The following is a 20232-nucleotide window of genomic DNA, read 5'->3' on the forward strand; positions in this document are numbered from 1 at the left end:
TCTTCTGAGGCAATCAAAAATTTTGCGCGTAGATAGTTTTGTGGCTCAACTGACAGTAGGGAGCTGTTAGTTGAGCCTTTTTGCGCGCAAAACTTCCGATTGAAGCCTTCGAGAACCGTCACCTTGTATCCCACTAGTTTTCTAGATTATAGCCATGAGCAAACGAATATGAAAAAAGCTGGGGGGATATGTGATGAAGCTAAGCAAAATACAGGTGAATAACTACAGACAACTTGATAAAGTTGTTTTGTTTTTTCAAGAAGATATTACGGTGCTGGCTGGTCCTAATAACAGTGGTAAAACAACCTTTATTTCATTAATCAAAGGAGCTTTAAGTGACAATAAGCTCAAGTATGCACATAATGACATACCAGTTAGCCAAGTTACACACTGGAAAAATAATACATTTCCGGTGTGTGTCAAGTGCTTTTCTGCTGGTAAGGAAACCGAAAAAGTAATAGAAGATATCATAAGTGAAATCGCTTGTGATGGAGTATTGAAACCAGAGTATATCATCGATCCTTGTGAAATAAGAATTGAAGTTACCTATGATCCCGAAAATGATGATATTAGAAATTTTGCAGAGTATATTATGGATTTGGATGAGTTGCAGCATTCATTCTATTTTATATACACCTTTGTGTTTAATTTATCATCCTTTAAAAAACTATTGCTTCAATATTATGATAAAATTAGTGCACGTCTTGCAAACTATTTCGAAAAAAAAGATGAACAAAAATCTAATATTATAAAGGATTTGTTAATTGAAGCATATTCTAACAGTTTGGTTGAAAGTTGTTTCTTTGCAGATTCGAATTATGAGAATAGATGCAAGATGGAACCCTCGGATTTTAAAAAGTTGTTTAACTTTAAAAGTATAAATGCAGTTAGGCAATTAGATGATACTGATACAGACTCTTCCAAAACATTGAGCAAAAGTATCGTTTCATTAGCCAGTAAAGATAAGAACTGGAAAGATACCACAAAGGCATTACCTGACAGGTTACTTACGAATATCCAAAACTCAGGCGTAAAGGAGAAAGTAAGACAAGCTTCGGTTAACACATTAGGCTCGGCTTTAAAATCTTTGGCACAAACAAATGGTGGGCATATCGGGGATATAATGCTCGAAATGGATGTTACAGAAGATGATGTTAGCGATCTAATAAAAAAGATAACTTGTGCAAAGTACCAGTTGGAAGGTCATATGCTAAATGAATCCTCTCAAGGATTAGGCTATAGTAATATGATATATCTTCATATGCAACTGGAAGAATTTAAAAAGGATATAAATCCACTCGTAGTTAATATGTTTTTTGTCGAAGAACCTGAATCGCATATGCATCCTCAAATGCAAGGCGTTTTTATTAAATATTTATTGAGCGTATATAAACAAATAGGATTGCAAGGCCTAGTTACCACGCACTCTAATGAAATGGTTCGAGTTGCCGGATTAGAACATTTACGTGTAATTAGAGAAACGCAGATGTTTAAGAGTGAAATTTTTGATTTGTCTGCTTTTCGCAGATCATTAGTGCTTAAGAATGAGAGTGAAGAAGCAGAAGAAGAAATTGATTCAAAAGATATATCTATGCTAGAGAATTTTTTTGATTGGTTTTTTGAAATTGGATTTTCAGAAATAATTTTTGCAGACAAAGCTGTTCTTTATGAGGGCGATAGCGAGCGTCTCTATATAAAAAAACTGATTACCCTCCCTGTATATCAAAAATTAAGCGGACAGTACATAGCCTTTATTCAAGTTGGTGGAGCGTATGCGTATAATTATAAATCACTGATTGAATTTTTAAAAATTAAAACATTAATTATTACCGATTTAGATTATAAGAAATCAGCATTATCAGAAGATGAAATACTCGCTTCAAAATCTACCAACTCAACCATTAACAGTTTCTATAAAATATCTAATGGAAAAACTGTTGATTTGCACGAGAACACAGATGAAGATGAGGAAATACATGACTCGCCCTCAATTGCGGTTCTTTATGAATGGAAAGAGAAAGGGCAGAATAAACTGTGCGATAACTTCATTTATGTTGTTTTCCAAGAGAAGGAGTATTATGCGAGGACTCTTGAAGAAGCTATGATGTCTAGGCTACTATCATTGAAAGCTTTTGAGAAAAAACCAAGGAGTGAATGGAAAAAAATCAAATCGAACTATAAGTTGAAATTCACAATTCCAAATAATAGAAAAGATGAAAAAGATAGTGCATTCTCTTTAAGAGATATTGTTGATAGCATGTCAAAATCCAAGACTGATTTCATGTATTCCGTTATTTTGAAATCATTAGGAGAAACAATGCTGCCAAAATATATTGAGGAGGGATTGACGTGGCTAATACAAGAATAGAAAGATCCGAAAATATCTTCCTTGTAAATGCGCCAGCAGGAAGTGGTAAAACTACTAAAATAAAAACAATGTTATCTGAAATTATTGCTTCAAATCCTAACGATAGTATACTGTGTATTACTTATACTAACAGGGCGGCTGAAGAACTTGCTAAGGGGATGGATAGTGATAAGATATTTTTTGGAACAATACACGCCTATATCCATTCTCTTATATATCCGTTTTTCACGCATAAGCAGATTATTGACCTGTTTTGGGAGATTTATGGTAACCAAATAAGAGAGCGAATCTGCAATGCATTAAGTGATGAAAACATAGCCGCAAGCAACCAAAAATACATTGATAAGTATGGGAATTTAACCGAAGAATTAGTAAAACAAAATCTTTCAAGAATTAGTTACAATGAAACATCTTTTAATTCATTATATTATGGCGGATTAGGACATGATGATCTTATAACGTTTTCGAAAGCAATGTTTGACAGATATCCAGCAATGTACAAAAAAGTTGTAAATAAATATAGTTTTATATTTATTGATGAGTATCAAGATACTTCCGGCTATGTTTTAAAACTTTTTTATGATGCTGTATGCAACACCAAAGTAAAGTTATACCTTCTTGGAGACCGAATGCAGCAAATTTATAAAAACTATGATGGTTCTTTTGAAGAAGAATTACTGATGCTTAATGATTCGATTTCATTAGACACAAATCATCGTTCTGTAAAAGCCGTTATTGATATATTAAACAACATTTATAATAATCCTGACTATAAACAGAATGTATCCAAAGACAATGATGGAAAGGTGCCTGATTATTTACCGGAGGTTATAATTACAAATGATATCACTCATGCAGTAGAAAGGTATCAACTGGAGTATAAAGATACTTTAATGCTGTATTTGCTGAATAATGATAAGTTCAAAGAGATCGGAGCAAGTGCTCTTTATAGAGCTTTTAGTCGAATGGATAAATACTCCTTTCCCAAAAAATATCATTCAAATGATGTTCTTTCTGATAATACTCAAGAAAACCCCGACCCATTAATGAGGTTTATGTTTTCATTAGATAGCATCATGACACTTTATCAAAACAAAAATTTTGGAAGCATGATTACACAATGCAAGCTTTACAAAGAGTTTTATTCCACCAACACATATTCTATAACTAAGCATGATGATAAAAAGACATTGGCGGCTATCTATGAAGAATTATCTAAGGTATACTTTGATGATAATAGTATGGTTACAATTGAACAGCTTCTGAACGATCTTGTAGCCAAAGATGTTATAAATGATAATTTTATGCAAGGTATTACTGACGATGGTGAGTATCAAGAGATTCTAAATGTAGAAGTTGCAGAGGCAAAACGATTAGCAACTTATTTAAAAGAACCTCGAATATCTACTCAACATGGTGTTAAAGGTGAAAGCCATACATCAGTACTATTTGTTGCTGCTGATAGTAAAAATACGCCTATAGTACACATGTACAATTTTTTTAGAGTTTGGTCTAAAGTGGATTTTTCTCTAAATGAGTTAGAAGACTTTTATTATAAATATGCCAAGCTTGTTGTTGATACTGTGAAGAAATTGGGGATGCCAACAAAAGATTTAACGGCAGATTCACATAATAAAAATGAAGCAAATAAATTGATACTAAAAGAAGCTTCGGAAAAGATGCTGGATAGTTTTAAAGATAATAGAATTTTCGAGTTACTATGTAAAGACTATTACGAAGAATACTTGAGTAAAACGAATGTTGGTAATGCAAAAAAGTGTTTTAAGGATAGCACAGTATATGGTGTCTTAGTAGCTTATAAACTGTTCTACGTTGGCTGCTCTAGATCAAGAAAGAATTTAACAATTGTAGTTGATGAGAGTAAAATTGATGGATTCAAGGATGAATTTATAGAAAAGGTTAAAACAATAGGATTTTATGTTAATAGACATTGAATTATCTAAAATCAGTGACGGTTTAAACTGATTTTAGATAATCTCATCAGCCCAAAATTCTCCCTACAATACATCCAAATGGAAGCAGAGGGACAGTTCCGATGCAAAGAAAAACAAAATTCGCCGTTTGACAAGATACGGAGAACCGTATCATTGGTAATGCCGGAAAATGATTGCTATGGAAGATAAATATAGAATAGACAAAGTTCCTGCAAAATATTTGGACAATATGAAGGAACTTTGTATTTTTATGGTAAATAAGTATAGTGTATGGAAATGAATAAAGGATACAAAAGAACCGTCACCTTGTATCCTTCGATTCTCTCAGAATCTATTTTCGCATCGGAAGTCCTGGTTGTACATGTGCGGCTCGGCTTGACGCTTACGTGGGAACCGCCATAACAGAGCTTCAGATGAAGGTTTACTTTTATAATACTTGTCCCAGTGGAGCATTTAGTGGGACAAAGAACCTGGCCCCGTGTACCATTCGGAAAGTTGTCAAAAAAGGTAAAGGAGTTATACAGTGAGGGAGTATTTAACTGTTTTTTTTGAAAGTATCTTGTTGTCGAGTTTGCTTTTTAGCTTTGTAAAAATCCAAATCATGGTATATATTATTCCAGTTTTTCTTATTTGGATAATTCTATGGCTTAATATAAATTTGGAAAAAAATGAGCGGCTGGTTATAAAAATTTTGACGATTTCATATAGCACACTGATTGCTTTTATAGGATCACATTATGAAGAATTTCTAAAGCCGATAACTTTATATTACAGCATAATATTGCTAGGAGTAGGTTTGGTGCTACTTTTTTTAGAAATATATTTATTGCCATCAGATTTTAGTCAAGAGAAATCTACGCAAGGAGAACTTTTTTATAAACGTCAGAAAGATTTAGAAAAAGTAGCAGAATATGTGGAGCAATTCAATATTGTAGGTGTTGATGCTGTTTGGGGAGATGGAAAAACTTTTTTAGTCCAAAGATTAAAAGAGAAATTAGGCAATAGCTATGAGTTTGTAGAAATAGACATTATTTCTTGCAACTTGGATGAATTACCAAACGTTTTGGTAAAGGAACTGGAAAAAATTTTATATCGCCATCGAATAATATCAGAATACTCTACTCGACTAAAGGAGTTTTTTAGCAAAGAAAAAAGATTAGGGAAATTGTATGATTTACTTGGAGGGACAAAATACTCTTATTCGGAAATGTTTCATGGTTTTCAAAAAGAATTATTGAAGATAGATAAAAAAGTTTTGTTTATTTATGAAGATATTGATAGAATTTCTAACCAAGAAATGATCAGAAAAATTTTTTATATCTCGGAAAAAATGACCTGCCATCAAGTTAAAATATTATACCAGTATAGTGGCAAGCGACTGGAAGAGATAGGATTTGATCGAGAATATCTAGATAAGTATATTCCTTACAATATAAAACTCTCATATATTGGATTACGAGAGATTGCAGCAGATGTATTTATAAAAAATGATTTTCAAAAAGATGTTCTAAATTACGATGACTTATATATGTTATCTTCAGATTCTTTAAAAACGAAAGGCCTTTTGGAAAAAAAAGGAATTAACGTTGACTATGAAAGGTTTTTTAAAGATAAATATAATATTAGAGCAATAGAGCATTTTCTTACGGAAGTATATACTGCATTAAATGAGGATACAGTTCTTTTAAAAAACAAAGAAATAGTAATCGCATTTTTTTTCATTAAACATTTTATACCAGAAATATATAAAGGGTTTAGTATATTTAAAAGCAGCATGGACTGTTTTAAAATTGAGTTTGAGGATCAATCGTATACAATTCCTTTAATAATGGAACATGTGATGGATAAAAATCACTCACTATTAATGAAGCAATATTATAAAGATGCATTAAAGCAAGTATTTTGTGAAAAAGAAAATATTGAAAGATATATTGCATTTACACTTTTTGGTTTTAAGGAATATATGAAACCTGATGAAGAAAATGACCCCCAAAAAAGGGTAGAGAATATTTATAATGAATCAGAAAAAGATTTGAGAGATAAAGTTGAATATGAAACGCAGGATAGAATTATCTGGCACCTACTGGAAAGTGGGAAATCCTTAAAAAATAATTATTGGTATGTTGCCGATAATTTAATAGAGAAGGTTTTGAATAAGCCAGAAGCGGAATGGTCTGTGGCTTTTCATAATTTTTGTAACGATTTGTACCATGAAGTTGATGAGATAATTGATAATAGAACTATATTTTTATTTGGTGTAGATGTGTGGGTTGAGCTTTTTAAAGCGTTTTTTCTTGTGCGAGCATCAGCAGAAAATTATCAAAAATTAATAAATCTATTTTGGCGGAAAGCAGCTATCCAGGAATTCAATGTTTTTTTCGTAAAAAATATCAATCCTTGCTTATATGGTATTGGGAGCAGGAATCTATATATTTTTTTATTAAAGAAAATAAATGAATTGCAATTTAAAGGAAATCTCAATAATGAAAAATATTTTTTGGTTTTCCTAGAACGGAGTATGCTGGCATTGTATCAGTTGGGTTATAGTCATCGGATAGATCCTTGGGTGATAAGGGATACCTTTTCTGCATGTAATAATGCAAATGACGAGTATATTATATCAATTTTGGGAGATATAGGTAGGAATCTAGAACGGTATAAGAATGAATTTGAAGAAAATCCTGCATTGGCAGATAATTTGCAGGAATTCACAGTGATATCAAGTTTTGTAACGAATATGATAAGAGTTATCGAAAAGAAGGAGAAATGTTTAGATAATCGGTCGCTAATGAATAGGAACAGCATAGTAGATTCTGCGGCAGATAATTTTAACAGATACCTTACACTTGATGATAATGAATTTGAACAAGAATTAGTGAAGATTAAAGAAAAAATGAATCCGGCGCAAATTTATAATCTTCTACGACAAAGAAAAAGAAAAAAGTCAATTGATGATTAGCAACTGGGGAGATTGAATAAGTTAACGCCAATTGAGCCACTGAGTTAATGTTTGAGAGCCACCCTGTTACTCAAATAGAGCCACTATGTTAATCTGAGAGCCACCCATGTTTTTCTCCAGTACAATGGAGACAGCGCTGCTAAAATGCAGAGCACAAATAAACATGGGGAGGAACCAGAATGACCAAGTATCGAGATATCCTAAGGCTAAGCAACATGGGCTTAAGTCAGAGGAGCATTGCATCTAGTTGTCAGTGCTCCCGCAACACAGTTGCCGATGTGCTAAGCCGCGCTAGCCAAAAGGGCCTGTTATGGCCGCTTCCGGACGATGTTGGAGACCCAGACCTTCAGCTAATGTTATTCCCGGAAAGGCTTCAGGCATCGCCGCGCAGGATTCCAGACAGTGAGCATATTCACAGAGAGATGGCAAAAAGCGGCGTTACACTGAGTTTGCTATGGAGCGAATATTGTGAGACCTGTCGCCTTAGTAACGAGATTCCACTAAAGTACACACAATACTGCAATTACTACCGAAAATTTGCAGCTACAACCAAAGCGACTATGCACATTAGTAGAAAGCCGGGCGAACAGTTAGAGGTGGATTGGGCTGGGCAAACAGAAAAAGCATAGGGACGGTTCTATTGCTTCTTTTCTTTTTTATGCTAAACTGGAGGAAAAAGATGGTGGAGGGGGAAAATGCCAAGGATTGCAAGAAAGAAAAATAATAGGATATCTATCATGTTATAGTAAGGGGAATTAACCGGCAGGATATATTTTACGAAGAGGAAGACTATACAATTTAGGATTGAAGCGAGCGCAAGAATACCAACTAGCATAGCTAACTCCTACGCGCTTCATTATTGATTCCAGCCTTTCTATTTTTCCATGCAGCAATAAATGTACATGATTACCCATTAGGCAATATTCATATAGCACAAATTTACTTATTCTGCAGGGATTCTTGACAACTCAAAGTAATTGTGTATAATATTATTCAATGTAATAAATAGTTTTCTAGGGTTCCGCAGTTCGCTGGTCTGGTCCGAGAGAAAACGACAGTCTACGGACTGTAGCACGGAGGGATAAAAGCCCGGGAGAATAGCTGCAATATGGCAGCTTATTTTCCTGGGCTTTATTTCTTTGTATGTATTTTGTTATTACACTAAAGAAGGATGTAAGGCTATATGAACAAAATTTGGATATCAGTTGTTATTGCCGCTTTTTTTGAAGTGGGCTGGGTAATCGGGATGAAGCATGCGGATAGTGTCTTGGAATGGTTAGGAACATTAATCGCCATAATCATCAGTTTTTACCTGATGATTATGGCTGGGCGTGATCTTGCCGTTGGGACGATATATGCTGTTTTCGTCGGAATTGGAACAGCGGGAACCGTATTGGCAGAGATTATATTGTTCGATGCACCTGTCATATCTGCTAAGCTCGCTTTGATTGTACTACTGTTGAGCGGCGTTATCAGTCTTACGATGCTAAGCAATCAGAAAGAGAAGGAGGTGCTATAATATGGATTGGCTATTACTAATAATGGCAGGCATCTTTGAGATGATGGGTGTTGTAATGATCAACAAGTTGCACAAAGACCGCAACTGGAAGGCGTTTGCTCTGCTGTTCATCGGCTTTGGCTTAAGTTTTTTATTTCTAGCACTTGCTATGAAGACATTGCCTATGGGAACAGCCTATGCGGTGTGGACTGGAATTGGAGCTTCGGGAGGAGCAATACTGGGGATGGTTGTATATGATGAACCTAGAAATTTATCAAGAATTATTTCTATTGCCGTTGTGCTTGGTTCTGCTGTTGGGTTAAAGCTGATTGAATAAACAAAAATATAATTCTGAAATATGGCGATGAAAGCGAGGAAATAACTAATGTTTAGAGAAATGAGAAGAGGTAAGCAATTATTATCAATGGAAGACACTGTAGCTGTAATGGACAGATGCACAAATGGTGTCTTGGCGTGCTTAGGTGATGAAGATTATCCTTACGCAGTTCCACTTAGCTATGTCTATTTCAATGACAAAATCTATTTTCATTCAGCAAAAGCTGGACATAAAATCGATGCTATTACGAAGAACCCAAAGGTATCTTTTTCAGTAATAGATGAAGATACGATAGTAAGTGAAAAATATACTACTTATTTCCGTAGCGTTATTGCTTTTGGTAAAGCAAGAATTGTAGAAGGTGATGAATGGCTAGATGCTTTTGAGGCTTTGGTTGAAAAGTATTCAGGAGATCAACCTGAAGAAGCCAAATCTAAGGAAATAACCGGATGTACGCAATCTTATATTATTGCAATTGACGTCGAGCACATAACTGGCAAAGAAGCCATTGAATACGTCAACGCTAAAAGATAATAAAATTTTCCATACATGTTCATTTAATCATTAAGGCAGGGAATGTTGAAAAGCCTGAAAAAGTTGACAAAAAGGGAATGGCCCAAGTGTCTCTTATTTGACGGAAGTGTTGGTAATATAGTAAATCATTCATAATGAGTCGTAGGGGCTGTGGAAAGCTTAGAGATAAGTTTTCCACAGCCCCTGTTTGTATTGCGGCGAATTTAAAGAAACCTTTACATACTCTTAAAAAACGTTCCCCTGTACTATGCTAAACTTGAATTGCTACCAATTGGTAAAATGAAATTTTTAGAGGTAAGTAGGGTGATTGGGGAAGTCGGCACTACTCTATGCGTAAGTCAATAGCTGTTCTAACTATGGCAATTTAATGTTGAAAAGTCTATTTTTTATCACACTTCTATAGGAGGCAACACAGCAATGAAGAAAAATATCATTATTTTACTTATGCTCATTAGTGGAATTCCTTTACTTGTATCGATATTTATTTCTCATTTTCTATTTACCAAGCCACTAGAGGCCGATTATTATGCAGTTAATGCTGGTAAAGTTGAAGTTTTTAAAACAGAGACACAGTCCTATATCAATAAGCATATGGAGGTTATTAAAGCGGTTTCCCGCACCGCTCCCGTAAAGAATTTCGATCTGCAGGCTGCCAAACAAGAAATTGCCGACGTTCAAAAAGTATATACCGATATTGGGATGGCACTTTCTGATGCTAAGGGTGTCCAAGTCGTAAGAGGTGATGACATTAAGCTTGGGAAAGTATCTGAGCGGGAGTTTTATAAAGAAGCGATGAGTGGTAAGGAAGAAGTTGCCTCAAAATGGCTTGTAAGCACAACAACCGGAAAGCCTATCGTGATACTTGCTACACCTGTACGTTCAGATAACGGAACCATTGCCGGTGTATTACAGGCAACAATGAACCTCGACGCTTTTAAAGACTTCGTTACGAAAAGATCAGTCAATGGTATTACAGCGTACATACTGGATCAGGAGGGGAACATTATTGTTCATCCGAATGACAATATATCAGCCGAGGCCAAAGATATGAGTCATATTCCCTTTGTCCAGAAAGCGATTACGGGGCAAAGCGGTACGGAAGAAATAGCGGGAGAAAATGGCGTTCGCAAACTCGTTAGTTATATTTATGATCCACAAACACACTGGACTATTTGTATGGAAAAAGATTATGCAGAATATAATGCTGTCACTAAAGAGATGCTGATCAGCAATCTCTTTGTCCTGGCTATTACGATGGCTGTGGTTATTTTCATTAGTATTGTTTTTTCTAACCGACTAACCAAGCCTATCACCCAATTGGTAACTGCGACAGAAACCATAAGAAACGGGAATCTGAATGTAAATATTACTAACCAAGGAAATGATGAAATTGGCAAACTGGCGCATAATTTTAATGTAATGGTTGTCGGACTCAAAGACTTGCTTAGGCATGTTACAACTTCTGCTGAAGTTGTTTCTGCAGCTTCCCAACAATTAACCGCCGGTGCAGAACAATCAGCTGCTACAGCTGAACAAGTGACAAGCTCAATTGATGCGATTGCCAATAGTGCAGAAAAGCAGGTCGATTTAGCCAATGAGACTACCATGCTTGTCACGCAGATTGTTGCGGATATTCAACAAATTGTTTCGGAGTCCGCTACTGTTGCGTCGGTATCAGAAGGAGCTGCGCAGCTGGCTGCAAACGGCGGAAGCTCAATAGAAAATGCCGTTGCGCAAATGCGCAACATTGAAACCAGCGTCGCAACCTCGGCCGAAGTGGTGACGAAATTGGCTGAACGTTCTACGGAAATTGGTAAAATCATCGGCACCATATCTGGTATCGCAAATCAAACTAACTTACTGGCATTAAATGCGGCGATAGAAGCGGCACGTGCTGGTGAACAGGGACGCGGCTTCGCTGTAGTGGCCGATGAAGTACGAAAACTAGCCGAGCAGTCAGCAAGTGCGACTAAGCAAATTGCTCACATTATTGGTGAAATACAGACAGATACCGATAAAGCGGTTGTAGCTATGAGCAAAGGTAACGCTGAGGTCAAAATAGGAACCGACATAGTAAGCGAGGCTGGGCAGACCTTTAATGAAATTATTTCCATGACCAATCAAGTATCGGAACAAATGCAGGATATTTCCGCCTCGATAGAGCACATGGCAGCGAATAGCCAAAAAATCGAGACCGCAATCAAGGATATTGATAGTATGAGTCGAAGCAATGCCAATCAGACTCTGCAGGTCTCAGCCGCCACCCAAGAACAAGTTGCCTCTGTAGAGGAAATAAAAAAGGCTAGTCAAGCATTGGTGGAAACGGCTGATGAGCTGCAGAGTGCGGTTAATAAGTTTTCAATATAATTAGCATTAAATAAAATGATAGAATGGAGTGATGAATGGTGTCAAATGTAGGAATGCGTATTTTTCCGCATATCAGTAGGCCGCCTAAAGCTTTAATTGATGGTTTTGCAGGACTTCCAGTAGCCAATATAGCAGACAATATGAACCGTATGTCGTGTATGGATGCAAAAATTCGTCCCATCAATGACGTGCCTTTACTTGGACCGGCTTTTACCGTGAAGTCACGTCCTGGTGATAATCTTATGCTTCACAAAGCACTTGATCTTGCACAACCCGGTGATATTGTGGTAGTTGATGCCCAAGGGGATTTGACTAATTCCATTATGGGAGAATTAATGGCTTTGTGGGCAAAGCAAAGAAGCATCGGTGGTTTTATCATTGATGGCGCCATTCGTGATATTGGAGCGCTGAAAAAAATGGGTATGCCTATCTATGCAGCAGGAGTTACACCAGCCGGGCCTTACAAAGACGGACCTGGCGAACTTAATGTTTCTGTCGTTTGTGGCGGAGTTGTTGTTCATCCCGGAGATATCCTGGTCGGTGACGAGGATGGTATTGTCGTCATTAACCCGCGTGATGCCGAAATTTTGCTGGAAAAATCCAGAGCTAAATCTCGCATGGAACACAAAGTTGTGGAGGATATATCCAATATGGCGTGGGATCGCACGTGGGTTGACCAAGCTCTTCGAGAGCGGGGTGTTGTATTTCCATTTGAGCAAACACCTAAAACAAGCATCAAGTGAGATTACAGGGCTTCAGTAAACCTAGATTGGGTAGAGTGGTTTAATTACGGTCATTGGAAAGAAATGAATTTTTGAAGGGGGGAATTGTGATGAAGATAGAGGTTGCTGCAATAAACAACTGGTTAGGGAAAAGAATGTTTTTAGTGGTCGTAACGGCACTCATATTGGGCTTTTTAATGAGAGTTCCAGATAGTCCGTTTATCCGTTATCTCCTTGTTGTATTGTTTGCTTACATGACTTTTGTTACTGCACTTGGTACAAGTTTGAAAAGCTTTATTCAGGTGATGGGTAAACCATGGATTCCATTGTGGGTGATACTGCTCATACATATTATGACGCCGTTGACTGCCTGGTTTTTGGGCAATCTGCTTTACGCAGACTCGCCCGAAATGCAACTGGGGTTATTAGTGGCGGCCGCCATTCCTGTAGGTGTTACATCAGTTATGTGGACAGCTCTTACCCAGGGTAATGTATCAATAGCTCTCGTAGCAGTTACCCTTGATACACTTATTGTTCCTGCGTTGTTGCCAGCCTACTATAAAATTATAGTAGGTCAGGCGGTCATGATTAATTATACTTCCTTGATTATCCAACTGGTGTTGATGGTGACCATTCCGAGTATACTAGGAATGGTGCTTTATGATTGGACAAGCGGTAAAACAGTTGCCTTTGCAAAAGGTATCGGAGGACTAACTTCTAAACTGGCATTGTTTGTTGTAATATTTTTTAACGGTGCGTTCGTGTCACCCGCCATTCACTTGTCATGGGATATTATACAAATGATAGCGGTTGCATTGATTATGGTCGTGTCCGCTTATGCTCTAGGATATGTAGGTTCTTTATGCGTACCTAATCGTTCCTACGGTATTACGATGGCAATGATATATAGTGTCGGTATGCGCAATGCCACTTGCGGGCTTGTCATCGCAGTTACATACTTCCCGCCAGTGGTGGCGGTTCCCATTGCTTTACTTATGTTATTCCAGCAGCCGATTGCAGCGATAATTCCCAATATCGTTAAATACCTTGATGAAAAAAGGAATATAAGCCCGCAAGGAGCAACAGCTCGAATTGAATGAAAGAAATATATTGCAATTTGCTAAATGGAAAGAGAATCACTAAAAAGGAACTTGCAACGCTAAAATAGGTTGTTGCAAGTTCCTTTTATAAATTTTACTCAATGTTCATTCTTTATGGTACAATCTACAGATTGCCAGACCTATATACGTCAAGATTTAGCTTTGAAGGTAATTGTCTCCGGTTTTTCAGTATTCCAGTGAAGGGTTGTAGTACTAGGTTTTGTTTCAGCAATGATCTGGCCCTGACGTAGTGAGTAACGTATTGGTACTTGGCGGCGCAGGGCATCGTAACTGTTGTCAGCGGGTAGGATGATCAAATTAGCGGGTTTCCCTTCAGCAATTCCATACTGATCGCTAATGTTGAGGGTGCGGGCGCTATTGATTGTTATTAAGTCTAGTGCCTGGTTAAGCTGGTTGTAACCCATCAACTGGCAGACATGAAGTCCCATGTGGAGTACCTGAAGCATATTGCCTGTACCTAGTGGGTACCAGGGGTCAAGAATATCATCATGGCCAAAGCAGACATTGATGCCGGCTTCCCACAATTCTTTAACGCGAGTGATGCCGCGGCGCTTAGGGTAGGTGTCAAACCTGCCCTGCAGATGAATATTGACAAGTGGGTTGGCAACAAAGTTGATACCAGATAACTTTAGTAAATTAAATAGCTTGAAAGTGTATGCATTGTTGTAGGAATGCATGGCTGTAGTGTGACTGGCGGTTACCTTATTGCCCATCTCATGGCGATGGGCTTCAGCAGCAACTACTTCGACGAAGCGAGACTGTTCATCATCAATCTCATCACAATGGATGTCTATCGGCCGATCATATTTGGCAGCAAGTTCAAATATTGTGTGGACTGAGGCGACCCCGTATTCGCGGGTGAATTCATAATGTGGAATGCCGCCGACAACATCGGCCCCAAGACGTAACGCTTCTTCTAATAGTTCTGTTCCTTGAGGATAGGATTGTATACCTTCTTGGGGGAAGGCGACTAGCTGTAGTTCCATCCATGGTGCAATTTGGGCTTTGACTTCAAGCAAAGCTTTGAGTGCGGTTAAGGCAGGATCGGTAATATCAACATGGCTTCGTACATATTGAATGCCTTGCGCAGCCTGCCATTTAAGGGTTGTTATTGCTCGTTCTTTAACATCTTGCGGCGATAGCGACTGTTTTCTTTCTGCCCACCGTTCAATGCCCTCAAACAGAGTGCCGCTTTCATTCCAGCGCGGCTGTCCTGCTGTCAGCGTTGTGTCCAGATGAACATGAGGTTCAATGAATGGTGGGATCACTAAGCCACCTTCGGCGTCTAGTACATTGCCTGGGGAAGACGGTTCGTTTGTAGTAGGGGAGATGGAAAAAATAGTACCACTTTCAATTTGAATCTGCCACAATCCTTGCCGATCACGCAGGTGAGCGTTCTTAATAAGCATTTGCATCCTCCTTGGTTGTGCTGCTAGTATGAGCGGCAGCCTGCAGTTTGGCAGCAACATAATATAGTGTTCCAGTCAGCACAATTACAGGATAGGTAGCGCCAATGCTGTTCGCAAAGAACGGTTGTTTTTGCAGTAGTAGAAAGGCAATTACGCCGGTAACCCAGACGGTGAGTGCTACTTTGTTAAAACCATTACTATACCAATATTTTCCATGTGATTCAACTAAAGCCGCCGGGTCATAATTCCTGTTATGGATGAAATAGTAGTCAACAATTAAGATCGCGAAGATTGGGCCGAAGACCATACCGATATAATCCAGAAAGAGAATAAAAGAATGGAGGAAGCTGGAAAGAAACAGGGGAACGACAGTAAGACCAGCGGCAACCACTGTTACCAACCAGAGTGAGGTGATCGGAGAAAGTTTTTTTGTTATATTAGTAAGCGATATGCCAGCAGCCATAAGGTTTACCGCATTAGCAGTGGTGCTGGTGATAATGATGACGAGGAGTGCTACGCTGCCTAATCCTAATTTGCTAACAATAGTGCTGGGGTCAGAGTGATTGGGGTCATAGACGCCAGTGGTTATTGCCATACCAATGGTGCCAATGATGCCGACAAAGGCAAACCAGAACAAAGCTAAGTTTGCACCAATCATCGGCGCAATAGTTGCTGTGGCTTTTGTCTTGCCATAGCGAGTAAATTCTGCGATTGCCGGTACCCAGCCAAGGCTAAAGGCAGCCATAACATCCATTGCCGAACCCAAAGGCATGCGTTTGTCAGCTGGCGGCTGCCAGTTCATAATAGCTTCCAGCGATATGTTCTGGAGTACGACAATCGTTTCCCAAACACCAAGAACCAATACTAGGAATACACCAATCCGTTCCACTATTTTGACTGAACGATGGCCGGTAGCAATCGAGAGCAGATGCAGGATGCTCATGACTGCGATGCCGATGATCATAGTTGTATTGCCGCCAGGTTCACCAAAGGCCGGCATACCGAGCCATTCCTTACAGATAAAACTAACCGAAATGGCAGCAATAAAGGTGTTCACCGCAGTCCAGCCAATAAACTGGGTTGTGTTTAGGAACGAGGGCAGATAACTGCCGCGAACACCAAAAGATGCCCGGGTGAGAGCCATTGTTGAAGTGCCAACCTTAAACCCAATAAAACCAATAAGAGCCATAATAATATAAGCGATTGGATTAGCAATTAGTGTGACACAGACTGAGCCGGCAAACGCAGTACCAGCTACGACGCCGCCAACATACCAAGTGCCGTTGTTAGCATTAGCACCAATCCAGGTGGCAACCATGTCCCAGAAAGCGAGCGAGCGTGCATTGGCGGGTACGCTTTCGACTGCGCCAAATTCCCGCGAAGTACAATTTTGGTCGTTGTTTCTATCCATACAGAACAACCCCTCTTCAATGTGTTTTCTGTACCGATACCCAAGAAAAAAAGGCTTCTTATCAGATACACTGACAAGAAGCCTGTAGACCAACTGGCAATAGTATAAGATATGCCATTGCCTATGATATGTCGTCTACCTTGTCAGTCTCGCAGGACTGCTTTTAAAGGTACCAGTAAGTTGCTTATATTAAAGCACAAATTAGAAAGAACTGTCAATGCTGAAAATGCAAAGTAAGTTTTTGTGAGAATTAGCTTTTGTAGTTTATGTACAATATAATATGCGCTTTCTGTGAATGGATCGGCAACTCAGTGTTGACAATAATAAAGCTAGCTGATATACTTAGAAATCTGAAGACATCGTAGTAGCAAAAAAAAAATATCGGGGCGTGGCTCAGTTTGGTAGAGTACCTGGCTTGGGACCAGGGGGCCGCAGGTTCGAATCCTGCCGCTCCGACCAGTAAGACAAACCTAAAATTAACAATTGACATAATGCTACTATCATGATATTCTATATAAGTCGCTGTGAGCTTCGGAAATAATTGGTGCGAATAAGTGCATTGACATAACGAAATAAAGATGTTATGATATTATTCCGTCGTGAGTGACGATACTAATATGCTCCTTGAAAACTGAACAATGTAAGTAATGCATCATAAAAGCCAGATGTGCGGTTATATGTCGCTTGCGACATATAAAACCAAAAACAATTTCTAAATTGATTTATAGAGCCAACAAATGGCTTCAATAATAAAACTTTATTGGAGAGTTTGATCCTGGCTCAGGACGAACGCTGGCGGCGTGCCTAACACATGCAAGTCGAACGGGGAGTTAGTAATAACTCCTAGTGGCGAACGGGTGAGTAACGCGTAGACAACCTGCCTCTAAATTGGGGACAACACCGCGAAAGTGGTGCTAATACCGAATGTGGTATCTTGGTCGCATGACTAGGATAAGAAAGGTGGCCTCTATTTATAAGCTACCGATTAGAGATGGGTCTGCGTCTGATTAGCTAGTTGGTGAGGTAATGGCTCACCAAGGCAACGATCAGTAGCCGGTCTGAGAGGATGAACGGCCACACTGGGACTGAGACACGGCCCAGACTCCTACGGGAGGCAGCAGTGGGGAATCTTCCGCAATGGACGAAAGTCTGACGGAGCAACGCCGCGTGAGTGAAGAAGGTCTTCGGATTGTAAAGCTCTGTCGTTTGGGACGAACGTATCTTGTGTGAATAATGCAGGGTAATGACGGTACCAAAGGAGGAAGCCACGGCTAACTACGTGCCAGCAGCCGCGGTAATACGTAGGTGGCAAGCGTTGTCCGGAATTATTGGGCGTAAAGGGCGTGTAGGTGGATTTTTAAGTCGTGTGTCTAAGTGCGGGGCTCAACCCCGTATAGGCGCAGGAAACTGGGAATCTTGAGTGCAGGAGAGGAAAGTGGAATTCCCAGTGTAGCGGTGAAATGCGTAGATATTGGGAGGAACACCAGTGGCGAAGGCGACTTTCTGGACTGTGTCTGACACTGAGGCGCGAAAGCTAGGGGAGCGAACGGGATTAGATACCCCGGTAGTCCTAGCCGTAAACGATGGGTACTAGGTGTAGAGGGTATCGACCCCTTCTGTGCCGCAAGCTAACGCAATAAGTACCCCGCCTGGGGAGTACGGCCGCAAGGTTGAAACTCAAAGGAATTGACGGGGGCCCGCACAAGCGGTGGAGTATGTGGTTTAATTCGACGCAACGCGAAGAACCTTACCAGGGCTTGACATTGAGTGAAAGACTAAGAGATTAGTTCCTATCTTCGGATACACGAAAACAGGTGGTGCATGGCTGTCGTCAGCTCGTGTCGTGAGATGTTGGGTTAAGTCCCGCAACGAGCGCAACCCTTATCCTTTGTTGCCAGCACGTAAAGGTGGGAACTCAAGGGAGACTGCCGTCGACAAGACGGAGGAAGGCGGGGATGACGTCAAGTCATCATGCCCCTTATGTCCTGGGCTACACACGTACTACAATGGGCTTAAACAAAGCGAAGCAAGACCGCGAGGTCAAGCAAAACGCATAAACAAGCTCTCAGTTCGGATCGGAGGCTGCAACTCGCCTCCGTGAAGTCGGAATCGCTAGTAATCGCAGGTCAGCATACTGCGGTGAATACGTTCCCGGGCCTTGTACACACCGCCCGTCACACCACGAAAGTTGACAACACCCGAAGCCGGTGGGGTAACCAGCAATGGAACTAGCCGTCTAAGGTGGGGCCGATGATTGGGGTGAAGTCGTAACAAGGTAGCCGTATCGGAAGGTGCGGCTGGATCACCTCCTTTCTAGGGAGAACCGTTCAGCGTAACAACTGAACTAACTTCTAGGTCGGTACATCTTGGCAGATGAATACTCTTACATTGTTTAGTTTTGAGGGAGCAACAACTTCCATAACTTACATATTGAAATATATGAGATGTTATGATAAGATGATTGATCCTGATAATAAGTATGGGCCTATAGCTCAGCTGGTTAGAGCGCACGCCTGATAAGCGTGAGGTCAGTGGTTCAAGTCCACTTAGGCCCACCATTTGTGATGCGGGAAGTTGGAAGTGGGAGTGAGACGAATTTGCTTTGTAAATTCAAAACCAACATATCACACATCTAACATCTGGTATCATAATTAATTCTTATATGGGGGCGTAGCTCAGCTGGGAGAGCACCTGCCTTGCAAGCAGGGGGTCAGCGGTTCGATCCCGCTCGTCTCCACCATAATCCAGTGACGATAGCTGTGGGGCTCCACCTGTTCCCATACCGAACACAGTAGTTAAGCCCACAAACGCCGAAGGTACTTGGCTGGAAACGGCCTGGGAGATTAGGAAGTTGCTGGTTCGTCTCGACAGTTGACGTTAGACATACGACCTTCGATAAACCATCGAAAGTCTGAAGTCGTACATCGAAAATCGAGCAAATGTTCCTTGAAAACTGCACAGAAGAAAGCAAAGTAAAATTACCTCTCATATGCAAATATGTGAAGTAACTTAACGAAGCGCAATTAGGATTCTAAAAAAAGTCCTTGCATTAGCGAAAGCAAAGTGTAAGGCAGGCGAAACTGTCTAGAAGGTGTCAGCTGCGAGGCGGACCGGAGAAGTGTGCAGCGCCGCGTAATAACGTACGCAAGCAAACATTTCGAGGACCAACGAAGCAGATGGCGGCTTATAGACAGTTGCAGCTAAGTCAAGTTAGTAAGGGCATACGGCGGATGCCTAGGCGCCAAGAGCCGACGAAGGACGGGGTAAGCTCCGATATGCCAGGAAGAGCTGCAAGCAAGCTTTGACTCCTGGATTTCCGAATGGGGGAACCCGGCGGTGGTAATGCACCGTCACCTAACGTAAGTTAGGAGGGCACCCGGGGAACTGAAACATCTAAGTACCCGGAGGAAAAGTAATCAATTGAGATTCCCTAAGTAGCGGCGAGCGAACGGGGAAGAGCCCAAACCAGAGAGCTTTGCTCTTTGGGGTTGAGGACTGATATAAATCAAGCTAGATCTAGTCGAACTACCTGGAAAGGTAGGCCACAGAAG

General features: G+C 40.0%; 12 protein-coding genes, 3 tRNA genes, 3 rRNA genes and 1 riboswitch (1 of these 19 cut by a window edge). Of the genes, 16 read left to right on the forward strand and 2 right to left on the reverse strand.

The window, feature by feature from the left end:
* Positions 1-193: 193 nt before the first annotated feature.
* The 10 genes from ACZ449_RS02825 to ACZ449_RS02870 all read left to right on the forward strand — a co-directional run bounded on the left by ACZ449_RS02825 (position 194) and on the right by ACZ449_RS02870 (position 13840).
* A complete protein-coding gene (locus ACZ449_RS02825; protein WP_464259561.1) occupies positions 194-2368 on the forward strand; it encodes an AAA family ATPase in 2175 nt (724 codons plus the stop codon).
* Complete coding sequence (locus ACZ449_RS02830) at positions 2350-4323, forward strand: UvrD-helicase domain-containing protein (protein WP_464259562.1); 1974 nt, start codon at positions 2350-2352, stop codon at positions 4321-4323. Before ACZ449_RS02825 ends, ACZ449_RS02830 begins: the two co-directional genes overlap by 19 nt.
* A gap of 523 nt (positions 4324-4846) precedes the next feature.
* On the forward strand, positions 4847-7282 hold the full coding sequence (locus ACZ449_RS02835; RefSeq protein WP_464259563.1) for a P-loop NTPase fold protein: 2436 nt from the start codon (positions 4847-4849) through the stop codon (positions 7280-7282).
* 179 nt (positions 7283-7461) lie between these two features.
* Positions 7462-7911: a hypothetical protein gene (locus ACZ449_RS02840; RefSeq protein WP_464259564.1), complete on the forward strand. Its 450-nt coding sequence runs from the start codon at positions 7462-7464 to the stop codon at positions 7909-7911.
* Between the two features lie 373 nt (positions 7912-8284).
* Positions 8285-8380, forward strand: a riboswitch (guanidine-I (ykkC/yxkD leader).
* An 85-nt stretch (positions 8381-8465) separates the two neighbouring features.
* Positions 8466-8801, forward strand: coding sequence for a DMT family transporter (locus tag ACZ449_RS02845; protein WP_464259565.1), 336 nt, complete (start codon positions 8466-8468; stop codon positions 8799-8801).
* 1 nt (position 8802) lies between these two features.
* On the forward strand, positions 8803-9117 hold the full coding sequence (locus tag ACZ449_RS02850; RefSeq protein WP_464259566.1) for a DMT family transporter: 315 nt from the start codon (positions 8803-8805) through the stop codon (positions 9115-9117).
* Between the two features lie 48 nt (positions 9118-9165).
* Positions 9166-9651 carry a pyridoxamine 5'-phosphate oxidase family protein gene (locus ACZ449_RS02855; RefSeq protein ID WP_464259567.1) on the forward strand — a complete coding sequence of 162 codons (486 nt, stop codon included), beginning with the start codon at positions 9166-9168 and terminating at the stop codon, positions 9649-9651.
* 417 nt (positions 9652-10068) lie between these two features.
* On the forward strand, positions 10069-12018 hold the full coding sequence (locus ACZ449_RS02860; RefSeq protein WP_464259568.1) for a methyl-accepting chemotaxis protein: 1950 nt from the start codon (positions 10069-10071) through the stop codon (positions 12016-12018).
* Positions 12019-12053: 35 nt separating this feature from the next.
* A complete protein-coding gene (locus ACZ449_RS02865; RefSeq protein WP_464259569.1) occupies positions 12054-12761 on the forward strand; it encodes an RraA family protein in 708 nt (235 codons plus the stop codon).
* An 89-nt stretch (positions 12762-12850) separates the two neighbouring features.
* On the forward strand, positions 12851-13840 hold the full coding sequence (locus tag ACZ449_RS02870; protein ID WP_464259570.1) for a bile acid:sodium symporter family protein: 990 nt from the start codon (positions 12851-12853) through the stop codon (positions 13838-13840).
* 149 nt (positions 13841-13989) lie between these two features.
* Here the strand turns inward: ACZ449_RS02870 and ACZ449_RS02875 are convergent, their stop codons facing one another.
* Positions 13990-15270: a cytosine deaminase gene (locus ACZ449_RS02875; RefSeq protein ID WP_464259571.1), complete on the reverse strand. Its 1281-nt coding sequence runs from the start codon at positions 15268-15270 to the stop codon at positions 13990-13992.
* Positions 15260-16681: a cytosine permease gene (locus ACZ449_RS02880; protein WP_464259572.1), complete on the reverse strand. Its 1422-nt coding sequence runs from the start codon at positions 16679-16681 to the stop codon at positions 15260-15262. The genes ACZ449_RS02875 and ACZ449_RS02880 overlap by 11 nt, the downstream gene beginning before the upstream one ends.
* Positions 16682-17063: 382 nt before the next feature.
* Between ACZ449_RS02880 and ACZ449_RS02885 the strand changes: the two genes are divergently transcribed.
* The 6 genes from ACZ449_RS02885 to ACZ449_RS02910 all read left to right on the forward strand — a co-directional run.
* Positions 17064-17140 (forward strand) — tRNA-Pro (locus tag ACZ449_RS02885).
* Between the two features lie 298 nt (positions 17141-17438).
* Positions 17439-18994, forward strand: a 16S ribosomal RNA gene (locus ACZ449_RS02890).
* 168 nt (positions 18995-19162) lie between these two features.
* Positions 19163-19239: transfer RNA gene (locus ACZ449_RS02895), tRNA-Ile, on the forward strand.
* Positions 19240-19345: 106 nt separating this feature from the next.
* Positions 19346-19421, forward strand: a tRNA-Ala gene (locus ACZ449_RS02900).
* Between the two features lie 3 nt (positions 19422-19424).
* Positions 19425-19541 (forward strand): 5S ribosomal RNA (rrf, locus tag ACZ449_RS02905).
* A 343-nt stretch (positions 19542-19884) separates the two neighbouring features.
* A 23S ribosomal RNA gene (locus ACZ449_RS02910) occupies positions 19885-20232 on the forward strand; it runs 2569 nt beyond the window's last position.
* Together the 16S, 23S and 5S rRNA genes with 3 tRNA genes alongside form the textbook arrangement of a ribosomal RNA operon.

It is taken from the genome of Desulfosporomusa polytropa (assembly GCF_055380075.1).